22 protein-coding genes are annotated in these 18321 nt (G+C 57.7%); 16 read left to right on the forward strand and 6 right to left on the reverse strand.

Features of this window, described 5'->3' with window-relative positions; all coding sequences use genetic code 11:
* Positions 1-12 precede the first annotated feature (12 nt).
* The 3 genes from WG622_RS10760 to rpmE all read left to right on the forward strand — a co-directional run bounded on the left by WG622_RS10760 (position 13) and on the right by rpmE (position 1418).
* Entirely contained in the window at positions 13-564 is a 552-nt protein-coding gene (locus tag WG622_RS10760) for an exonuclease domain-containing protein (protein WP_339403577.1), read from the forward strand.
* 246 nt (positions 565-810) lie between these two features.
* Positions 811-1185 (forward strand): 50S ribosomal protein L19, encoded by a 375-nt coding sequence (gene rplS / locus WG622_RS10765; protein ID WP_209355253.1) that lies wholly within the window; start codon positions 811-813, stop codon positions 1183-1185.
* An 11-nt stretch (positions 1186-1196) separates the two neighbouring features.
* The gene (rpmE, locus tag WG622_RS10770) at positions 1197-1418 is read left to right on the forward strand and encodes a 50S ribosomal protein L31 (RefSeq protein WP_209355252.1); all 222 of its coding nucleotides are present in this window, start codon (positions 1197-1199) and stop codon (positions 1416-1418) included.
* Between the two features lie 62 nt (positions 1419-1480).
* On the opposite strand, the gene WG622_RS10775 is transcribed toward rpmE, so the two are convergent.
* Positions 1481-2302, reverse strand: a complete 822-nt coding sequence (locus WG622_RS10775) for a TauD/TfdA dioxygenase family protein (protein WP_339403578.1) — start codon at positions 2300-2302, stop codon at positions 1481-1483.
* A 69-nt stretch (positions 2303-2371) separates the two neighbouring features.
* On the reverse strand, positions 2372-3529 hold the full coding sequence (locus WG622_RS10780; RefSeq protein ID WP_339403579.1) for a benzoate/H(+) symporter BenE family transporter: 1158 nt from the start codon (positions 3527-3529) through the stop codon (positions 2372-2374).
* Positions 3530-3662: 133 nt separating this feature from the next.
* On the opposite strand from WG622_RS10780, the gene WG622_RS10785 reads away from it, so the two are divergent.
* Positions 3663-4349: an SGNH/GDSL hydrolase family protein gene (locus WG622_RS10785; protein WP_339403580.1), complete on the forward strand. Its 687-nt coding sequence runs from the start codon at positions 3663-3665 to the stop codon at positions 4347-4349.
* 9 nt (positions 4350-4358) lie between these two features.
* Complete coding sequence (locus tag WG622_RS10790; RefSeq protein WP_339403581.1) at positions 4359-4964, forward strand: DNA-3-methyladenine glycosylase I; 606 nt, start codon at positions 4359-4361, stop codon at positions 4962-4964.
* On the opposite strand, the gene WG622_RS10795 is transcribed toward WG622_RS10790, so the two are convergent.
* Positions 4965-6101: a trans-sulfuration enzyme family protein gene (locus WG622_RS10795; RefSeq protein ID WP_339403582.1), complete on the reverse strand. Its 1137-nt coding sequence runs from the start codon at positions 6099-6101 to the stop codon at positions 4965-4967.
* A gap of 82 nt (positions 6102-6183) precedes the next feature.
* On the opposite strand from WG622_RS10795, the gene WG622_RS10800 reads away from it, so the two are divergent.
* The 4 genes from WG622_RS10800 (at position 6184) to WG622_RS10815 (ending at position 9038) form a co-directional block, all read left to right on the forward strand.
* Positions 6184-6741, forward strand: a complete 558-nt coding sequence (locus WG622_RS10800; RefSeq protein ID WP_339403583.1) for an rRNA large subunit pseudouridine synthase E — start codon at positions 6184-6186, stop codon at positions 6739-6741.
* A gap of 156 nt (positions 6742-6897) precedes the next feature.
* On the forward strand, positions 6898-7707 hold the full coding sequence (locus tag WG622_RS10805) for a division plane positioning ATPase MipZ (protein WP_339403584.1): 810 nt from the start codon (positions 6898-6900) through the stop codon (positions 7705-7707).
* Between the two features lie 46 nt (positions 7708-7753).
* Positions 7754-7885 carry a hypothetical protein gene (locus WG622_RS10810; RefSeq protein ID WP_339403585.1) on the forward strand — a complete coding sequence of 44 codons (132 nt, stop codon included), beginning with the start codon at positions 7754-7756 and terminating at the stop codon, positions 7883-7885.
* 130 nt (positions 7886-8015) lie between these two features.
* Entirely contained in the window at positions 8016-9038 is a 1023-nt protein-coding gene (locus WG622_RS10815) for an aspartate-semialdehyde dehydrogenase (protein ID WP_339403586.1), read from the forward strand.
* Positions 9039-9142: 104 nt separating this feature from the next.
* On the opposite strand, the gene WG622_RS10820 is transcribed toward WG622_RS10815, so the two are convergent.
* Positions 9143-9886 carry a sulfite exporter TauE/SafE family protein gene (locus tag WG622_RS10820; protein ID WP_339403587.1) on the reverse strand — a complete coding sequence of 248 codons (744 nt, stop codon included), beginning with the start codon at positions 9884-9886 and terminating at the stop codon, positions 9143-9145.
* Between the two features lie 216 nt (positions 9887-10102).
* On the opposite strand from WG622_RS10820, the gene WG622_RS10825 reads away from it, so the two are divergent.
* The 7 genes from WG622_RS10825 (at position 10103) to WG622_RS10855 (ending at position 15815) form a co-directional block, all read left to right on the forward strand.
* Positions 10103-10483, forward strand: a complete 381-nt coding sequence (locus WG622_RS10825; RefSeq protein ID WP_339403588.1) for a hypothetical protein — start codon at positions 10103-10105, stop codon at positions 10481-10483.
* Between the two features lie 72 nt (positions 10484-10555).
* Positions 10556-11938 (forward strand): leucyl aminopeptidase family protein, encoded by a 1383-nt coding sequence (locus WG622_RS10830; protein ID WP_339403589.1) that lies wholly within the window; start codon positions 10556-10558, stop codon positions 11936-11938.
* Positions 11935-12780, forward strand: a complete 846-nt coding sequence (locus WG622_RS10835) for a C40 family peptidase (RefSeq protein ID WP_339403590.1) — start codon at positions 11935-11937, stop codon at positions 12778-12780. The genes WG622_RS10830 and WG622_RS10835 overlap by 4 nt, the downstream gene beginning before the upstream one ends.
* Positions 12773-13735: an agmatinase gene (gene speB, locus WG622_RS10840; protein ID WP_339403591.1), complete on the forward strand. Its 963-nt coding sequence runs from the start codon at positions 12773-12775 to the stop codon at positions 13733-13735. The genes WG622_RS10835 and speB overlap by 8 nt, the downstream gene beginning before the upstream one ends.
* On the forward strand, positions 13722-14579 hold the full coding sequence (locus tag WG622_RS10845; protein WP_339403592.1) for an aminoglycoside phosphotransferase family protein: 858 nt from the start codon (positions 13722-13724) through the stop codon (positions 14577-14579). The genes speB and WG622_RS10845 overlap by 14 nt, the downstream gene beginning before the upstream one ends.
* Before the next feature lie 58 nt (positions 14580-14637).
* Positions 14638-15090 carry a hypothetical protein gene (locus tag WG622_RS10850; RefSeq protein ID WP_339403593.1) on the forward strand — a complete coding sequence of 151 codons (453 nt, stop codon included), beginning with the start codon at positions 14638-14640 and terminating at the stop codon, positions 15088-15090.
* A 113-nt stretch (positions 15091-15203) separates the two neighbouring features.
* The gene (locus tag WG622_RS10855) at positions 15204-15815 is read left to right on the forward strand and encodes a hypothetical protein (RefSeq protein WP_339403594.1); all 612 of its coding nucleotides are present in this window, start codon (positions 15204-15206) and stop codon (positions 15813-15815) included.
* 10 nt (positions 15816-15825) lie between these two features.
* On the opposite strand, the gene WG622_RS10860 is transcribed toward WG622_RS10855, so the two are convergent.
* Together WG622_RS10860 and WG622_RS10865 are read right to left on the reverse strand one after the other, a co-directional pair.
* Entirely contained in the window at positions 15826-16173 is a 348-nt protein-coding gene (locus WG622_RS10860; protein WP_209355237.1) for a DUF2794 domain-containing protein, read from the reverse strand.
* 403 nt (positions 16174-16576) lie between these two features.
* The gene (locus tag WG622_RS10865) at positions 16577-18235 is read right to left on the reverse strand and encodes a Y-family DNA polymerase (RefSeq protein WP_339403595.1); all 1659 of its coding nucleotides are present in this window, start codon (positions 18233-18235) and stop codon (positions 16577-16579) included.
* Positions 18236-18321: the final 86 nt, after the last annotated feature.

Below are 18321 nucleotides of genomic sequence, written 5' to 3' on the forward strand. Positions count from 1 at the left end.
AGGGGCAGACCGGTGTACAAATTCATCGCAGTCGATGTCGAAACCGCCAATCGGGGCCGGCATAGCATCTGCCAGATCGGTCTCGCTTATGTTGCCAGCAACGGTGATATGCGCACGGAAAGCTATTTGATCGACCCCGAAGAACGGTTTTCATCCTTCAATGTTCAATTGCACGGTATTTGCCCCACTCAGGTCGCTGGGGCGCCCGCCTTTCCTGAGGTGTTGGGCATGCTGCGCCACCGGTTAGAACAGAGCATCCTTGTCCAGCATAGCACCTTTGATAAGCAGGCCTTTGATATGGCGTGCCACGCCTATGGGATCCCACATTTGAACAGCGAATGGATCAACAGTGTCACCATCGCGCGCAAGGCCTGGCCTGAGTTCAAAGGCAATGGGGGTCATGGGCTCGCCAATCTGAAATCAGAGCTTGGTCTTGTTTTCCATCACCATGACGCCGAAGAAGACGCGCGCGCGGCGGCAGAAGTCGTGCTTTTGGCCGAAGAACGATCTGGCCTTGATTTCTTGACCCTTGGGCGGCCAAAATCCCAACAAAAGCGGGCCTAAGCCCCCTTGCCAGCCCCCAAATTCCCCCCTATACACCGCCCGTCCGGCACTCTTTCTGAGTCGTTCGGGCCTTTTGTGTATTGGCATATCGCTTTCTTCTTCGAGGGCGACGCGGATTTCAAAAGAAACACAAGCAACGACGGCTACCCTCTGGCGGGCGCATTTGCGGACCCGGTGAAGACACAGAGTTCTTAGACGGCACCTAACTTCGTGGACCAAACCACGGGCAAAATAGGAGAAGGTCAGATGGATCTGATCGCAGAACTCGAGGCGGAACAAATCGCCTCTCTGGGCAAAGACATCCCAGATTTCAAAGCCGGCGACACCGTGCGCGTAGGCTTTAAAGTGACCGAGGGCAGCCGCACTCGTGTTCAGAACTACGAAGGCGTTTGCATTTCCCGCAAAAACGGGTCCGGCATCGCTGGCTCCTTCACAGTTCGCAAGATTTCTTTTGGTGAAGGCGTGGAACGTGTGTTCCCTCTGTACTCCACCAACATCGACAGCATCACCGTTGTACGCCGTGGTCGCGTACGTCGTTCCAAGCTGTACTACCTGCGTTCCCGTCGTGGTAAGTCCGCACGTATCGCAGAAGACACCAACTACAAGGCGCCTAAGGCGTAAGGAGTGGACCGATGAAAAAAGATACACACCCAGATTACCACTTCATCGACGTCAAAATGACCGATGGCACCGTTGTCAAAATGCGCTCCACCTGGGGTGCCGAAGGCGACCAGCTGGCGCTTGATATTGACCCATCCGTGCACCCAGCATGGACCGGCGGCAACTCTCGCCTGATGGACGCGGGCGGCCGTGTTTCCAAGTTCAAAAAGAAATACGAAGGTCTGGGCTTCTAAGCCTCGCCACTTTGGTTGTTCGAGAACGCCGTCCCAAATTGGGGCGGCGTTTTTTGTTGGGGTTAGCTGAGCGCCACGCCCTCCACTGTCACTCTATGCATAAGGCGCCGATAGCCGTGATAGTCATTGATCGCCTTGTGCCAGGTGGCACGGTTGTCCCACATGGTTAGATCGCCTGCCTGCCAGCGGACACGGCATTGGAACTCGGGCTGCATGCAGTGGGTGTAAAGCATCTGCAGCAGGGCGTCAGACTCGGCGGGGCTTAGGCCTTCGATGTGGGTGGTGAAGACTGGATTGACGTATAGGCCGCGTCGCCCACTTAAGGGATGGGTGACAACAACGGGGTGGCGGGCGTCCTGCGTGGCGGCTTCTGCGTTAAATAGGCGACCGCTTTTGGCGGCCTCGCTGTCTGATATGGTTGCGCCAAAGACGTGGCGCGAGGAATGGATTGCAGTCAGCCCGTCCAGAAATCCTCGCATTTTGCCCGACAGCGCCTCATAGGCTGCGCCCATGGACACAAAAAGCGTGTCGCCGCCAAAGGGCGGCATCTCGATGGCGTGCAGGATCGACCCTAGTGCTGGGATCTGGTCGTAGGAATGGTCCGTGTGCCAGCCTTCTCCGACGGCTTCTTTCTGGTCTTTTTCCTTAAGGACAGTTGCGATTTCTGGGTGGCCGTCCACGGGTTTGAAGAACCGATTGACGTTGATGGGACCGAAACGGCGGGCGAAGTTCAGGTGGTCTTGGGGTGTGATGGACTGGTCGCGCAAGACAATCACGGAGTGTTCCGCGAATGCTGCTTGGATCGCATTGAACTGGGTGAGATCCTTAACGTCTGCACCCAAAATTTCGGCACCCAAAGCGCCTGTGAGCGGTCGTATCTCCATCTCAATCCCCCTGCGTTTGCGACGATGCTAGCGCAGGGAGTTCAGTCAGGAAACAAGGAAGGGACGCGATCACCTGCGCAGCGTTGTGAGCCCGTAAGCAAGCGCGCCAAACAACAACCCCCAGACCGGCGCGGCAATACCGAAGAAGGAGATCCCCGAAACGGTCGTCAAAAACGTGATCAGCGCGGCCTCCCGATGGGCAGGTGAAGCAAGGGACGCAGACAAAGAGGCAGCGATTGTGGGCAACAGCGCGAGGCCTGCGAGCACAGCGACGAAGACTTTCGGAGCGGCGAGGAACAGCCCGATGACCGCCGCGCCAAAGATGCCCAGCAAGATGTACATCAGGCCGCTGAATACCGGTGCCCAATAGCGGGTCTTGGGGTCTTCGCCTGCTTCTTCATTGGCGCAGATCGCGGCGGTGATGGCAGCGAGGTTGAAGGCAAAGCCTCCGAATGGCGCGAGCACCGTGGTCAGAAATCCGGTGACATTCAGCGCCGAGGACACATGCGCCCGATACCCAGCGCCGCGCAACACAGCGACTCCGGCCATGTTTTGTGAGGACATTGTCACCAAATACAGCGGAATGCCGACAGAGATCAGAACCGAGACGTTGAATTCTGGCATGATGAACACCGGCATCGCGATGCCCGCGCCTTGCCATGCCGAGAGATCAAAGGCGCCGGTCATCACAGCGAACCCTAGGCCATAGATCAACAGCAATGGCACGGCAAAGCGCGCGGCAAAGCTGCGGGCGAGCACATAGACGGCGATCATCGTTCCGGCATAGACCATGTCGACCTGCAGGGATCCAAAGGCCTCGACCCCAAAGCGAAAGAGGACACCCGCGAGCATCGCATTGGCCAAGGCATCGGGGATCCAATCGTTCAGTTTCTCAAACCAGCCAGTGAGCCCCGTCAGCAACAAAAGCACGCCGCAGCCCACGAAGGCTCCGATGGCTTGCTCTAGCGGCACACCCGGCAGAGCCACCACCAAGAGAGCCGCCCCGGGCGTGGACCAGGCCGTCAACATCGGCACGCGGTGGCGCAAGGAGAGGTAGATGCTCGAGATCCCACAGCCCAACCCCAGTGCCAGCATCCAACTGCTTGCTTGTGCGGGCGTCGCACCCGCGGCCAAGGTTGCCTGATAGATGATGGCCACGCTGCCCGCATATCCCACCAGCACAGCCACAAATCCCGCGATGACATGGGAAAGACGCATTTCGGACATGCTGGTGACCCCTTGGGTTGAAACATCGCAATTAAGGTAAACCGTGCGCTGTCAAGAATGACAAGCTAACATAGACAAGAAAGACCCGATGCAGGCATTTTTCGGGAAAGAATTAAGAAAGGCAGAGCAGGCCATGAAACGACTGTTGCTTTTGATTGTACCGCTTATTTTGGTGGGCTGTGTGGAAACAACTGCAACCCAAGCGCCGCGCATGTTGGCCATGGGCGATTCAATGATGGCCGCGCATGGGGTGTCCAATCGCGCCATTTCGGATGTGATTGCCAAGGAATTGGGCGAGCCCGTCGTGGATCGCTCTGTGATCGGGGCGCGAATTATTTATGCGCTGCCGCTGACAGGCGCTGTTGGTTTTAACATCGGCAAGCAATATCGCGGTGGACAGTATGACTGGATCATCGCTAACGGCGGCGGCAACGACATTTGGCTGGCCTGCGGCTGTACCGGCTGTAAGCGCAAATTGGATCGGCTGGTCTCGGCGGATGGCAAATCCGGTGAGATCCCAGAGCTTGTCACGCGGTTGCAAACCAGCGGTGGGCAGATCCTGTGGCTGGGCTATCTGCGCACGCCGGGCAAGGGCTCTCCGATTGAGAGCTGTGCCGAAGAGGGCAATATCCTGGAAGAGCGACTCCAAAAACTGGCAGTAAAGCGCAAGGGCTTCCATTATCTGTCGATGAGGGATCTGGTCCCGCATGGCGATCTTTCCTATCATGGGCTGGACCGTATCCACCCGTCGATCAAAGGCAGCGCCGCTATTGGTAAACGCGCGGCCAACTATATTCGCAAGGTGGACCCAACTCGATAAGGGGACCCAATGGGAGAGCTTTATATCGCGCCGGATGGGCGGCCACGTTGCGCCTGGGCCGGGGCCGCGCCGGAGTTTCTGGACTATCACGACCGCGAATGGGGTTTTCCTGTCAAAGACGATCAGCGGCTGTTTGAGAAGGTCTGTCTGGAGAGCTTTCAGTCAGGCCTCAGCTGGCGCACGATCCTGAACAAGCGCGAGAATTTTCGCGCTGGTTTTGACGGGTTCGATTTTGAGAAAATGGCGAACTACGGCGAAGAGGATGTCGAGAGGCTATTGGCTGACGCGGGCATCATCCGCCATCGCGGCAAGATCGAAGCTGTGATCAATAACGCCAAACGCGCCAAAGAGATGGTCGTGACCGAAGGGTCTCTGGCCAAGTTCTTCTGGAGCTATGAGCCGGATCCCGAGACGTTGGGCACGCCGCATACCTTGACCACGTCGCCTGAATCCGTGGCGATTTCTAAAGAGCTCAAGAAACGTGGTTGGAAATTCGTGGGGCCGACCACGATCTTTGCCTTCATGCAGGCGATGGGTCTGATCAATGACCACGACATCGGCTGCGTCATCCGCGATGAATGCGAAGAAGCGCGGAAGAGTTTCGTTCGGCCCTGATTACTGCCCCAAAGCCTGTGCGAGATCGTCGATGAGGTCTCCCGCATCTTCAATACCGATAGAGAGACGCAGCAGGGTTTCGGGAATGCCCGTGTGCGGCTCGATGGTATGGCGATGTTCCACGAGGCTTTCAACGCCGCCGATGGAAGTCGCGCGCAGGAAGAGGTTCAGGCGACCCGCGACTTTTAGGGCGTCGGCCCCTGTGCCTTTCACGAGGGCTGACAATACATAGCCATAGCCGCCGGACATCTGAGCTTTCGCGATTTCGTGCCCCTTGTGGCTGGACAGTCCGGGATAGAAGACGTCAGAAATCTGGGGATGGTCGACCAGATAGTCTGCGATGGTCTGGGCAGACTGGCACATCCGCTCGATCCGCAATGGCAAAGTGCGCAAGCCGCGCACGAGCAGCCAGGCCTCAAACGGGCCCATGACCGCGCCGGTGTCTGCGCGATCATCTTTGATGGCCTGCCAGATGGCGCTGTCTTTGGCAGTGCTCAGAACCCCGCCAAGCACGTCGGAATGGCCGTTCATGACCTTGGTGGCCGAGTGCATGACGATGTCCGCGCCAAACTCTATCGGTCGGGTCAGGATCGGAGAGGCTGCGGTGCTGTCCACCACAAGGACGCCGCCTGCCGCGTGGGTGAGGTCTGCGGCCGTGGCGATGTCGGTGGTTTTGAGCCATGGATTGGACGGCGTCTCAACGAAGGCAAGGTCAACCTTGGAGCCGATGGCCTCGGCAAGTGCTGCGCTGTCGCTGGCGTCGACCTCGATCATCTCGATGCCGCGCCGTTCGGCAAAGCCGCGCAGCCATTTCGTTGTGCCCCAGTAAATACCCGATTGCACGACCGCACGCGCACCCGTCGGCAGCCAGCGGAAGGCGGCTGCAATGGCGGCCATGCCGGCTGGGAACAAGAGCGACTCGGCGGCGCCTTCGAGCTGGGCAATAATGGCCTCGGCCGCGCGCACCGGTTCATTGTGTGGGCGGATATAAACGTTGTCCGGATTGAGCGGCGCATAGGCCTCGTCGCGACGATAGGTCGTTGAGGGCTGGATCGGCATCACCACGCCGCCCGAGGCCTCGTCGTAGGCGCCACCGGCGTGGGCTGCGAATGTCGCGGGTTTGAGGTCTTTTTTCATAGCGCTCTCCTTGAGCGCATCTTTCGCAGGCTTGCGCCGAGTTTCAATAGCCAAAGCGTGGATTGCGCTGTAAGGGCTGCACATGACTCGTGTTATCCTTTTCAACAAACCCTTCGATGTGCTGTCGCAGTTTACCGACAAAGGCACCGAAGGCTCGTCCCGGCGGACATTGTCCGAGTTCATTGACGTGCCCGGAGTGTATGCGGCGGGGCGGCTGGACCGGGATTCTGAAGGGCTGCTTGTGTTAACCGACAATGGCAAACTGCAGAACCGCATCGCCAATCCCAAGAACAAGATGAGCAAATGCTATTGGGCGCAGGTTGAGGGCGTGCCGTCTGATGAGGCTTTGGAAGAATTGCGCAAGGGTGTGATGCTCAAGGACGGCAAGACGCGCCCCGCGAAAGTGCGACGCATGGATGAACCTGCTGGGCTCTGGCCGCGCACGCCGCCTATTCGGGTGCGGAAATCCGTGCCGGATTCTTGGATCGAACTGACCATTTCAGAAGGGCGCAACCGGCAGGTGCGGCGCATGACGGCCGCCGTGGGGCATCCGACACTCAGGTTGATCCGGTATCGCGTGGGAAGCTGGACTTTGGACGGTATTAAAACAGGCACATGGATCGACGGCACGCCTGTTTGACAGGCGGCTGACGCAATCTGCTTGCACCCTCAGCCGAATTGCAAGACAAGGGCGCCAAACCGTGCTTCCCCTAAATGCAAACACAACATATAGTGGCATCAAGGGCATAAGACCGTAAGGTCATCCGGCACGACAGAGTATATTGGGGATCGAAAGATGGCGCATATCATCGTTGTGGGGAACGAAAAGGGCGGAGCGGGGAAATCCACCGTTTCGATGCATGTGGCAACGGCCATTGCGCGGATGGGATTTTCCATTGCCGGGCTGGATCTGGACCTGCGCCAACGTACCTTTGGCCGCTATGTCGAGAACCGCGAGCGGTTCATGGAAAAGGCAGAGATTGAGCTTCCGTCTCCGAAATATTTCGACCTGCCCGAGATCGATCCCGCGAGTTTGCAGGAAGGCGAAAACATCTATGACATGCGACTTTCGGCGGCGATTGCCACGTTGGAGCCTGACAATGATTTCATCCTGATCGACTGCCCGGGCTCTCATACACGCCTGTCTCAGGTGGCGCATTCGCTGGCGGATACGCTGATCACGCCGCTAAATGACAGTTTCGTAGATTTCGATCTGTTGGCGAAGATCGATGTGGATGGGGAAAAGATCCTTGGCCCGTCGGTCTATTCCGAAATGGTCTGGAACGCGCGGCAATTGCGGGCGCAGGCGGGGCTGAAGCCGATTGACTGGATCGTGGTGCGCAACCGTTTGGGCGCGCAGCAGATGGTGAACAAAGAGAAGATGGGCAAGGCGCTGGAACGTCTGGCCAAGCGGATCGGATTCCGCACGGCACCGGGTTTCAATGAGCGCGTGATTTTCCGCGAACTCTTTCCGCGCGGCCTGACCCTGTTGGATCTGAAAGATATCGGGGTGAAGCAGCTCAATATCTCGAACGTCGCCGCGCGTCAGGAGTTGCGCGAGCTGATCAAAGAGCTGAACCTGCCTGACGTAGAGATCAATTTTTAATCGGTTTCTTTAAGGCTGTTTGCTGAGATAGCTCAGTCCGACCGACATGTTGGAGAATCGTAACACTCTAGCGGAGGCAGGAATTGCTGCGCGGCAGCATGTCGAACGGCATTTCGCTATTGAAAACGAAGCACGCGCGCTGGTTGAGGTCTATCGAGGGGTGCTTGAGGCCGAATAATCCGCGAATTCGCGTTCTTTGATGTCCCACATCACAAGAATGCGGCCCCCTGCCCCTTTTTTCCACAAGGAAAGCTCGGTATGAGAGCGCGTCCGAATTGCTCGGGCACCAAAGTCTTATGGAGAAGAAAATGGGATATCGTGTCGTTGTCGTGGGAGCCACCGGAAACGTGGGCCGCGAAATGCTGAATATCCTCGCGGAGCGTCAGTTCCCCGTGGATGAACTTGCAGTTCTTGCCAGCCGTCGGTCGCTGGGCACAGAAGTCAGCTTTGGCGACAAGACCCTGACCACCCAGGATCTGGACACCTTTGATTTCACCGGCTGGGACATGGCGCTTTTCGCTGTGGGCTCAACTGCGACCAAGGAATACGCCCCCAAAGCGGCTGCGGCGGGCTGTGTCGTGATCGATAACTCTTCGCTCTATCGCTATGACCCCGACGTGCCTCTGATCGTGCCGGAATGTAACCCTGAGGCGGTGCATGGCTATTCCAAAAAGAACATCATCGCAAACCCCAACTGCTCGACCGCGCAGATGGTTGTGGCGCTCAAGCCGTTGCATGACCGCGCCAAGATCAAACGCGTCGTTGTGAGCACCTATCAGTCTGTGTCGGGTTCCGGCAAAGACGCGATGGATGAGCTCTGGGATCAGACCAAAGCGGTCTATAACCCGACCTCTGATGTGCCTGCCAAAGTTTACACCAAAGAGATCGCCTTCAACGTCATTCCGCATATCGATGTGTTCATGGAAGACGGCTCCACCAAAGAAGAGTGGAAGATGGTGGCCGAGACCAAAAAGATCGTGGATCCGGCGATCAAAGTCACCGCGACCTGTGTGCGCGTGCCTGTGTTCGTAGGTCACTCTGAGTCGATCAACATCGAATTCGAAGAATTCCTGGATGAGGACGAAGCCCGCGAGATCCTGCGTGAAGCGCCGGGCATCATGGTGATCGATAAACGCGAAGACGGTGGTTACGTGACCCCGAAGGAATGCGTGGGCGATTTCGCAACCTTTATCTCGCGGATCCGTCAGGACAGCACAATTGAGAACGGGATCAACCTGTGGTGCGTCTCTGACAACCTGCGCAAAGGTGCTGCGCTGAACGCGGTTCAGATTGCGGAAACGCTGGGCCGAGAGGTTCTGAAGAAGGGCTGAATTGAGCCTTGAAATCAATGGAAAGCCCTGCCAACCGGCGGGGCTTTTTTATTGCGATTTCTTTAAAAGAAATCGACGTTGGAAACTTTCAAAGTTTCCGAGACCTAGAACAGACCACGCCGTAGCAGATTCAGACCCATCACCAGGAACAAATAAAGGAAGATGCGCCGGAATTTATCGCTCGGCCAGCCTTTGCGAATGCGCTCTCCAACGGAGAACCCGATCAAAGTCGGCAGAATCATCACCGTCCCGATAACGGCAAATTCAGAGGTCAAGAAACCCTGTTGCACATAGCCGACGGCCAATGGCACCGAGCCTGCAAAGATCAGAAGACCTGTGGCCCGAATAAACTCGTCTTTGTCGACTTGGCGGGCCGTGAGATAGAACACCATGGGCGCCGCCCAGATGCCGCTCAAACCGCCAAGGACACCGGCAATACTGCCCGCGATGACCTGCGCGGATCGATCAAGATGTTCAGGAAGCTTGGGCAATTCCACCAAAAGGTTCACAATACTAAAGCTCAGAATTGAAACTCCAAGCACCAGAAAGATCACGCGATCCGGTGCTGTCGCCGAAAGGCTGACGGTCACAAAAAGCACCACCGCCAGGGCAAGGCAAAGAGGCGCATAGCGACGCATCACGCCAAGCACATCCCCCATGCGCCAGACCTGCCAGAAGTTTGACACAAGCATCGGGATCAGGATCAGGGCGATCGCAGTTCTGGGTGCAATCCACAACGTCATGATGGCAGCCGAGGCCGTTGGCAGACCAAGACCTGCAACACCCTTGATTGTACCGGCAACAAGAAGAGAAAAACTGCTGAGTAAGACTAAGTCGACTGTATCCAAAACTCACCTCTTTCACCTAAGTAAATGACTGGGTCGGAAAGGGAAACCCCGTGGCCAGACCTCGGGAAAAGTTGCATTTCTCATCGCGAAATTTCGGAAAAATTGACACCAATTCACCTCGATTTGAGAAGAAATCGCTCCAGCGTCCTAACGATTTTCCAACCTCGCGATGGCACCAAAGGCACGATCGTGGTGGGTCAAAACAACAGGTGGGCGATGACACAGATTTCAATACTTTATGTGGATGAGGCGGTTCAGTTTGACCAAAAACAGATCCGTCATTTGTTTAAGCTTTTGGGCACCAAGGACGCCCAAGATGTGCTGGCCACAGCGATGCGCGAACTTTCGGCGCGGCTCACGCGGGCTGAGTCCTTCTTTCAGGCAGGGAATTGGGATGAATTTGCCATATGCGTCGCCGGCTTGGACGCGATTGGCGAACAAATCGGGATGCGCTCTTTGTCGACGGCCAGCCGTGCGGTCAGTGAAACTTTGGACGTTCAGGACACTGCGGCCACTGCGGCGACGTTCTTCAGGTTGATGCGGATCGGTGACAAATCTTTGACCGACTATCAGTTGCTTTGCGATACATCCGGATAAAACCGCTTGATGGTTGACGCGAAGCGGCTAGGCTGGAGGCATCGAACACCTAGTTCCAATAAAGACATCTAAATGCCACTGACCTTCGCCCCGCCTACTTCTGACGCAACGCCGCTTTATGCTATCACACCCGAAGGGCTTGAGGATTGGCTCGCAACGCAGCCTGACTCAATCAAAGCATGGATCGGCAGCGCCGGCTTCAAAGCCTCGCTTGGTGCGGTTGTCCTGTTGCCTGACACAGAAGGAGGCGTTTCAGGTACAGTCGTTGGATTGGGATCAGCCAAAACGCGGGCGCGTTCCAGATTTGTGCTGGCTGCTTCGGCGAAATCCCTGCCTGAGGGGACCTATGCTTTGGCCAATGATCTCGCGGATCTGGACCTGGAAACCGAGGCCCTTGGGTGGCTTTTGGCGGGCTACGCTTTCGATCGCTACGCCAAGGCCTCTGGTGCCAGCGCGCGGCTTGTTTGCCCAGAGGGTCTAAAACCCGCCCGCATCGAAGCAATTGCCGCCGGAGAGGTGCTGACCCGAGACCTGATCAACACGCCTGCAAATGACATGGGGCCGGATCAACTCGAGGCCGCGACACACAGCCTTGCCGACCAGTTTGGCGCGACAGTCTCGGTCACGAAGGGCGCGGACCTGATCGAGCAGAACTTCCCGATGATCCACGCGGTCGGACGTGCCGCATCACAAGCACCACGCTTGTTGGACATGCGGTGGGGAGGCACCGGCCCAACACTCACGCTGGTTGGCAAGGGCGTGTGTTTTGACACGGGTGGTCTGAACCTGAAACCGGGCGCCTCCATGGGGTTGATGAAAAAGGACATGGGGGGCGCGGCCACCGTATTGGGCCTTGCGCATATGATTATGGCGCTCAAGTTGCCTTTAAAATTGCGCGTGCTGATCCCGGCGGTTGAAAACTCTGTCAGCGCGGATGCCTTCCGTCCCGGAGATATCCTCACGTCGCGCAAAGGGTTGACCGTCGAGATCAACAACACCGATGCCGAAGGGCGCTTGGTCTTGGCCGACGCATTGGCGCTGGCCGCCGAGGAAAACCCAGACCAGCTTATTTCCATGGCAACGCTCACAGGGGCTGCCCGTGTGGCCGTCGGGCCTGATCTGTCGCCTTATTACACGGACGACACCGCCATGGCGGCCGCTTTGAATGAGGCGGCGCAGGCCGTGGCGGATCCTGTCTGGCGCATGCCCTTCTGGGAACCTTATGAAAAGATGATCGAGCCCGGCATTGCTGATTTGGACAACGCCCCGAAAGGAGGCTTTGCCGGATCCATCACCGCCGCATTGTTCCTACGACGCTTTGCGGAAGGCCAAAACTATACCCATTTTGACATCTATGGCTGGAACCCCACCGCAGCCCCTGCCCGCTCGAAAGGCGGCGTTGGTATGGGGGCGCGGGCCATCCTCGCAGCGCTGCCAAAGATCCTAGATATATGACCCCGGATCGACGCCTTACCCCAGCCAATGCGCGTGTCGCGGATTCCAGTCTGCGCGAGACTTGGCCGGGTGTGGACTATGTCGAACCAGAGCCGTTTTCGGTACATTGGCCCTTGGTTGACCTGATGAATGTCCCGGAGGGCCACCGCGAGCGCCAACTTTTGTTCGGCGACGCTGTGGACGTCTATGAAGTCCACAAAGGCTGGGCCTTTGTGCGCTCTGTCAAAGACGGATACGTGGGCTATGTGCCCAACTCGTCTTTGGCTCAATGTCCCGCGCCGACCCATCGGGTCACTGCCGCCTCAAGCCACATTTATCGGTTGGCCGACATCAAATCGATGGACGTCATGCGTCTGAGCCATGGTTGTCTGTTGCATGTGATCGATACGTCCAATGGCTTTGCGCAAACGGCAGACGGGTATATTCCTTTGCAACATTTGGGGCCGCTGGACGAGAAACAGGCCGATCCGGTGGTCGAAGCCGAGCTGTATCTGGATACGCCCTATCTTTGGGGAGGAAACAGCCGGTTTGGGATCGACTGTTCGGGCCTTATTCAGGCGTCCCTGCTGGCCTGTGGCATAGCCTGCCCCGGCGATAGCGACTTGCAGGAACAAGCCCTGGGCACGACGCTTGGTGCGGACGCTCCCCACCGACGAGGCGACTTGATCTTTTGGAAAGGCCATGTCGCCATGGTCGTAGACGAGACCCGCATGATCCACGCCAATGCTCATGCCATGGCGACCTGCTATGAGGATATCGTGGCGGGTATTGCAAGGATTGAACGACAAGGCGGCGGGCCTGTAACGTCCCGCAAGCGGATTTTGGAGGACAGCAATGAGTGACGGTTTCTTTCAACCTGTATCGGGCATGGAACTGCCTCGGTTCGCAGGCGTTCCAACCTTCATGCGCCTACCCTACGTTGCCCTCGACGACGCGCGGATTTCGGATGTGGACGTTGGCATCATCGGCGTGCCTTGGGACAGTGGCACGACCAACCGTCCGGGGCCCCGCCATGGGCCGCGCCAGCTGCGCGATGCATCCACCATGATCCGCGCCCAGAATGGCGCAACAGGCGTGCGCCCGTTTGAGGCTGTGAACTGTGCGGATCTGGGAGATGTGGGGCCGAACCCCGCTGATATTCACGATTCCATGGATCGGATCACGGCGTTTTACAATAAGGCGCTGGATCAGGGGATCACGCCTTTGACGGCCGGCGGAGATCATCTGACCTCGCTCCCAGTTCTTCGGTCCGTGGCGCGCAAAGGCCCCGTTGGCATGGTGCATTTTGACAGTCACACCGATCTGTTCCACAGTTATTTCGGCGGCACGATGTACACCCACGGCACACCGTTTCGGCGTGCAGTCGAGGAAGGGTTGCTGGACCCCAAACGCGTGGTTCAGATCGGCATCCGTGGTACGGCCTATGACGACGAAGACATCGATTTCGCGCGCGCCGAAGGCATCCGCATCATCCGCATTGAAGAGTTCTTTAAGCGTGGCATCCCGGACGTCATGGCCGAGGCCCGTGAGATCGTCGGCACGGATGAGACCTATGTCAGCTATGACATCGACTTCATCGACCCGACCTTCGCGCCGGGCACAGGTACGCCAGAGGTGGGGGGACCCAATAGTTTTGAAGCACTTCGGGTCGTGCGCGAACTTGAGGGGTTGAACATTGTCGGCGCGGATATGGTCGAGGTCTCGCCGCCCTTTGATCAGGCCGGAGGGACTGCGTTCTTGGGGGTTTCGGTGATGTTTGAATTGCTCTGTGTGATGGCCTCGAGTGCCAAAACCTAGCGCCAATACACGACCGCCAAGACGACTGATTGAACTCTTTGCAGTTCTTGAGTCAGAGGTTTTGTTTGAAAATTCCAACGTTGCCGTTTGGAGAGTTTCGACGAATGAACTGCCAAATGCCGCCCTGAAGTTCTACAAAAAGGGCGACAAGGGAAACGAATCCGACGGGTTTGCATTTCTCAGTGCAGCAGAAGGGCAATACGCGGCAAAGGTCTATGACGTCGTGCGGGACGCAGCCTTGATGGAATACCTGCCGGGGCCAAGCTTGGGCGACCTTTCACGCGCTCAAAAGGATCAACAGGCGGCAGCCGATCTTGTTGAGGTGGCTAATGGCTTGCACGCATCGAAACCCATAAGCGGGTCTCGGACTCAAACTGTGGAACAATGGCTCAACGCCTTACTCACCATTGAGACTACGTCTGAGGCTGCGACATCGGATCGCGCGCATTTTGAAAGAGCTCGGCAGCTTGCAAAAGACCTGCTTGCCGCTCCTGAAGAGCTTTGTTTTCTGCATGGGGACTTGCATCACGACAACATTCGCAAAACAGCGCCCGGCTATTGTGCCTTTGATGCAAAAGGGGTTCTAGGGGAACGCGCCTACGAACTGGCGAATGCATTTCGCAATCCTAAAGGCGTTGAAACGCTAGTGCGTGACCCCGATAGAGTGCGGTTTCTGAGGGATCTCTGGAGCCGCGAGTTTGCGGTAGCTCCAAAACGGCTAATGCAATGGGTCTGTGTGAAAACAGCTCTGTCGATCTCTTGGCGGTCTGGATCGAGATTTTCGCAAGATCACGAAATTGACCTTCTCGAAATTTTCTTCGGCATTTTGGATGAAACGGAATAGGTTAATTGAAAGCGACGCGGTGTTGCTGCTTGCAAAACAACCTTGGTGAGGTTTCTGAATGTCTTTTCTCCGCCCTCTGGCCTTAGGGCTCATGTGCCTTTCTGCCCCTGTGTCCGCGCAGGACGATCCATCTGGCAATGTGTTCTATGGCTTTGATTTCGTCCTTGTGCCCATCGCCATCAAATGGGCCTGTGGTGGCGAGGCCGAAGAGGACCTATCGCGCATCGATGCGGTTGTGACGGCATTCCCCGAAGACGCTGAGGCCGCGCAGATGGAGCGCATTGTCACTGACCTGAAAAAAGCGCAGACCGGGGAGGTGAAGCTCGCGCAGATCATGGGGGCTCCGCTGAACAGCGAACAGGAAGACCGGCTTTGCACGGCGGCGACCAAGCTCAATCTGGACCACTTGGAACCAGAGACCTTTGAGATCGGTGGCGACAGTGAGCTGTCACAGGAGCAACAGCTTGCGTGGCGGAATTTCTTCTTTGTGGTCGAAAACCTGAGTTCGTGAGCTCAAATTCGGCAGTCCACCCAGAATTTTGAATGCGTCGCAGTCGGTAATTTCCGACTTGCTGTGGGTGACCGCTGATCACTATTCTTCCTTCATTGCATAAGGGTTCAACGATGCGCATTGTTTTAGCTGTTTTGTTCACGCCATTCTTGGCACTATGTGCCTACGCGCAATCAGACGTGCCGATTGTCATGCGCACGTTCACGGTTGTTTCTCAGTTTTCTCTGCCCCCGTGGAGCGCTCACGACAATATCGGCGAGACAAGTAAGATTTTTCGCGATCAGGGAAAGAGCGAAAGCGGCAACGATTATTTTATCCATGAAATGATCCCAAGCGACGAAAGTTTCGACGCGTGGACCAGGCTCTATGCGATCACTGCAGAGACCCCAATTAGCGGTGATCTTCAAGCCTATGCAAATGGGCAGGTGAATGTCTATGTCCGGCACTGCACCAATGCCGCCAGCCATTTCTTTCCCAACATTCCAGAACACGCAAAGCTGTTTCTGACATTCTGTGAGGGCTACAGGGACAACCCAGACATCGGTGAAATTTCGTTCTTCAATATGCAGATCAAAAACAAAACGCTGGTCAAGAATTACATCAATGTGCGGGTTCCAGCCTTCGAATTGACGGACAGCACTCTGCCCTTGAGCGATGCAGATATTCAAACCTACGTAGACCTGGTTTGGGGCTTACAGTTGATTGAGGACCAATCTGGCGGCTAGAAGCGCTGAGTTACTCGACGGCGCGGATCAGTTTGCGCTCCAGCACGCGCAGTACGGTTTTCAGGTCATGCCCGCGTTTCAGGATCTGGCCGTCCATACCGACGACGGAATAAAGCCCCTGCTTGTTACGCAGTTTGGGGCGTTTTTCGATGGTGTAGAGCGGGTGCTCGGCGGTGCGTCTGAACACGGAAAACACGGCCACGTCTTTGAGGTTGGAAATCCCATAGTCGCGCCATTCTCCGGCGGCGACCATGCGGCCGTAAAGGGATAGGATCACATTCAGCTCTGTGCGGTGGAAGGCCACCTGCTGGGGCACGGCTTGTCCGTTTTGAAACGGAGTCGGTGTGGTCATGTTCATAAGATCAAGCGTCGCTCTGTTTGCGCCAGAAATCAACCCTGCCTCGGTTTTGCCCCAAAGAGATACTCAAATTGCCCCTTATGTTCCCCGAATCCGCCCAATCCCAAGAGCATAAAGGCATTGTAGCGAGATCTTCCCGCTCACAACCCCGGTGGCGCAGTTTTCTTGCCCCCACCCGACGCGCCGCCGGGGGCCTTCTTTTCCAGAATAGTTTTAAACGCTGACCCAGAGCAGGGCCATTGCTGGCCCGGCGGGGTGGCGTATGACGTGATTGTCTTGCGCTTTATGCTGGCAAAATGTCTGAAACTTCTTTGTATCGCGTGCCGACAGCAAATCGCCAGCCCGGTGGGACGGGCCGGCGATGGCCCTGCGTGCGTGCCGCACGCGCTCCGGGCCGGGTGGGCTACGCAAAGCTCCCATGACAGAACCACCCCGAGGAAATCGCGCCGCCATGGGCGTAGAATAACCACAGCCGGTCCCCCTCGGCGCAGATGATATCCCAATAATCCCGCGTGCCACTGCGCCAGTCGGGATCATCCAGCCACCATTCCGGTGCAAGGCGTTCTGGGCCTCGGGCGTGATGTAAGGTCAGGCTGCGGCCGCGCCAGCGGAACCCGCGCGGCACGGCAGGGGTGTCCGGCGCTGTGACCGGCTCGGGGCGCCACAAAAGCGCGGGGCGGTCGAGTTGGTAGTCGGGCCAGGGCTCGGCAAAGGGCTCGGACCAGGCCGCCGCTAGGATGCTGTGGGATTTCTCGGGGATATGGCTTTCGGCGGGATGCACGCGGGTGATGCGCTCAAGGCCGATCCGCGCGCCGATCCGGCCCAAGAGGTCATCCATCGCGGTTGAGCGCGCCAAACGGTCCGCCACTTGGCGGCCTGCTTCGGCGTGGCCGGTCATCTGACGGCTTGAGAGATGCTCGGTCAGAGGGGCCTCAACCCGCAATAAATCAAACCCATAGTCCGACACCAGATCCCCCAGTTTCATCGCCAAAAGCGGGCGGATGCGGTGGGGGTCATCTGAAGCGCGAGCCAGCCCGACCTCGAGTTCCTGCATCGAGTGATCGGTGCGAAAGGCCTGCAGGCGCACCACCCGCGCGCCTTGGGACTTATCTTTCAAGCGCTGGCAAAGCCGCGGCAAGAGGCGGTCGAGCGCGGCCAGAACGTCTTCTTCCAGCCCGATGGGCTCGGGGAAACTAAGCCTGACCGCGAAACGCGGCGGAGGGGCCGCGGGGCTGACCGGTTCGGGCTGATGGCCCATGGCTTGATCCAGCCGCATCACCAGATCGCGACCAAAACGGCGCGCCAGTCCTGCGCGGGGCTGGCCCAAGAGGTCTCCGATCTTGCGGATGCCAAGGCGGAGGAGCTGGGTCTTGTTGTCCTCAGACAGGCGCAAAGCGGCGACCGGCAGATCCGAGAGCGCGGCATAGGTCTGCCCCGGCGGGGCAATCCGGTAGCTTTGGGCCGGAAGCTCGCCGACACGCGGGGCCGCGCCGCCACGTTCCCAGTGGCGGCGCTTGACGGCGCGGGATCTTGTGGCGCGGGCCTCTTGGTCGATGGCGTCTCCGCTGCGCAGCTGTGCGCCGGGTTGGCCTGCGTAACGCGCCAAGGCCCAGGCCGCGCCGACCGTATCGGCGACGCCTGCTTGCACAGAGAGGCCCAGTGCGACGCAATCGTCTTGGACTTTTGCCAGCATCGGCTCCTCTCCGCCATAAAGATGGGCGCAGCCGGTGATGTCGATCAGCAGGCTATTGGGGGCTTGTTCTGACACCCAGGGCGAGAACTTCCCCGCCCAGCGCCTGAGGGATGTCAGGAACAGCGCCTCAGAGCGCGGATTTTGCAGGCGCGTCAGCACCTCGGGGCACATGGCTTGAGCATCGCGCAGCGGCTGGTCGTGGGTCAGCCCTGCGGCCTGCGCATGGGCGTTCATCGATGCGATCACCTGCATCTGGCCGGTGTCGCGCAGCACAATAAAGGGCCGCTCCGCCAGCATTGGGTCCTGGCGGATCAACCGTTCGGCCCCCAGTCGTGGGAACCACAAAGAAAGCACACGTCGTTTGGGCATTGGGCAGCAATGTTCCACTTTTGTTCTATTTTTCTAGCTTGATTCTGCGCCCGAGTCGAGGTGGTCTAGGGACAGCCAATAGGAGA

The sequence above is a fragment of the Cognatishimia coralii genome, assembly GCF_037478305.1.
Lineage (GTDB): Bacteria > Pseudomonadota > Alphaproteobacteria > Rhodobacterales > Rhodobacteraceae > Cognatishimia > Cognatishimia coralii.

Excerpts from the sequence above, each read along its gene's own strand:
- rplS (WP_209355253.1), top strand. The coding sequence starts at position 811 with ATGGATCTGATCGCAGAACTCGAGGCGGAACAAATCGCCTCTCTGGGC.
- rpmE (WP_209355252.1), top strand. The coding sequence starts at position 1,197 with ATGAAAAAAGATACACACCCAGATTACCACTTCATCGACGTCAAAATG.
- WG622_RS10775 (WP_339403578.1), bottom strand. The coding sequence starts at position 2,302 with ATGGAGATACGACCGCTCACAGGCGCTTTGGGTGCCGAAATTTTGGGT.
- WG622_RS10780 (WP_339403579.1), bottom strand. The coding sequence starts at position 3,529 with ATGTCCGAAATGCGTCTTTCCCATGTCATCGCGGGATTTGTGGCTGTG.
- WG622_RS10785 (WP_339403580.1), top strand. The coding sequence starts at position 3,663 with ATGAAACGACTGTTGCTTTTGATTGTACCGCTTATTTTGGTGGGCTGT.
- WG622_RS10790 (WP_339403581.1), top strand. The coding sequence starts at position 4,359 with ATGGGAGAGCTTTATATCGCGCCGGATGGGCGGCCACGTTGCGCCTGG.
- WG622_RS10795 (WP_339403582.1), bottom strand. The coding sequence starts at position 6,101 with ATGAAAAAAGACCTCAAACCCGCGACATTCGCAGCCCACGCCGGTGGC.
- WG622_RS10800 (WP_339403583.1), top strand. The coding sequence starts at position 6,184 with ATGACTCGTGTTATCCTTTTCAACAAACCCTTCGATGTGCTGTCGCAG.
- WG622_RS10805 (WP_339403584.1), top strand. The coding sequence starts at position 6,898 with ATGGCGCATATCATCGTTGTGGGGAACGAAAAGGGCGGAGCGGGGAAA.
- WG622_RS10810 (WP_339403585.1), top strand. The coding sequence starts at position 7,754 with ATGTTGGAGAATCGTAACACTCTAGCGGAGGCAGGAATTGCTGCGCGG.
- WG622_RS10815 (WP_339403586.1), top strand. The coding sequence starts at position 8,016 with ATGGGATATCGTGTCGTTGTCGTGGGAGCCACCGGAAACGTGGGCCGC.
- WG622_RS10825 (WP_339403588.1), top strand. The coding sequence starts at position 10,103 with ATGACACAGATTTCAATACTTTATGTGGATGAGGCGGTTCAGTTTGAC.
- WG622_RS10830 (WP_339403589.1), top strand. The coding sequence starts at position 10,556 with ATGCCACTGACCTTCGCCCCGCCTACTTCTGACGCAACGCCGCTTTAT.
- WG622_RS10835 (WP_339403590.1), top strand. The coding sequence starts at position 11,935 with ATGACCCCGGATCGACGCCTTACCCCAGCCAATGCGCGTGTCGCGGAT.
- speB (WP_339403591.1), top strand. The coding sequence starts at position 12,773 with ATGAGTGACGGTTTCTTTCAACCTGTATCGGGCATGGAACTGCCTCGG.
- WG622_RS10850 (WP_339403593.1), top strand. The coding sequence starts at position 14,638 with ATGTCTTTTCTCCGCCCTCTGGCCTTAGGGCTCATGTGCCTTTCTGCC.
- WG622_RS10855 (WP_339403594.1), top strand. The coding sequence starts at position 15,204 with ATGCGCATTGTTTTAGCTGTTTTGTTCACGCCATTCTTGGCACTATGT.
- WG622_RS10860 (WP_209355237.1), bottom strand. The coding sequence starts at position 16,173 with ATGAACATGACCACACCGACTCCGTTTCAAAACGGACAAGCCGTGCCC.
- WG622_RS10865 (WP_339403595.1), bottom strand. The coding sequence starts at position 18,235 with ATGCCCAAACGACGTGTGCTTTCTTTGTGGTTCCCACGACTGGGGGCC.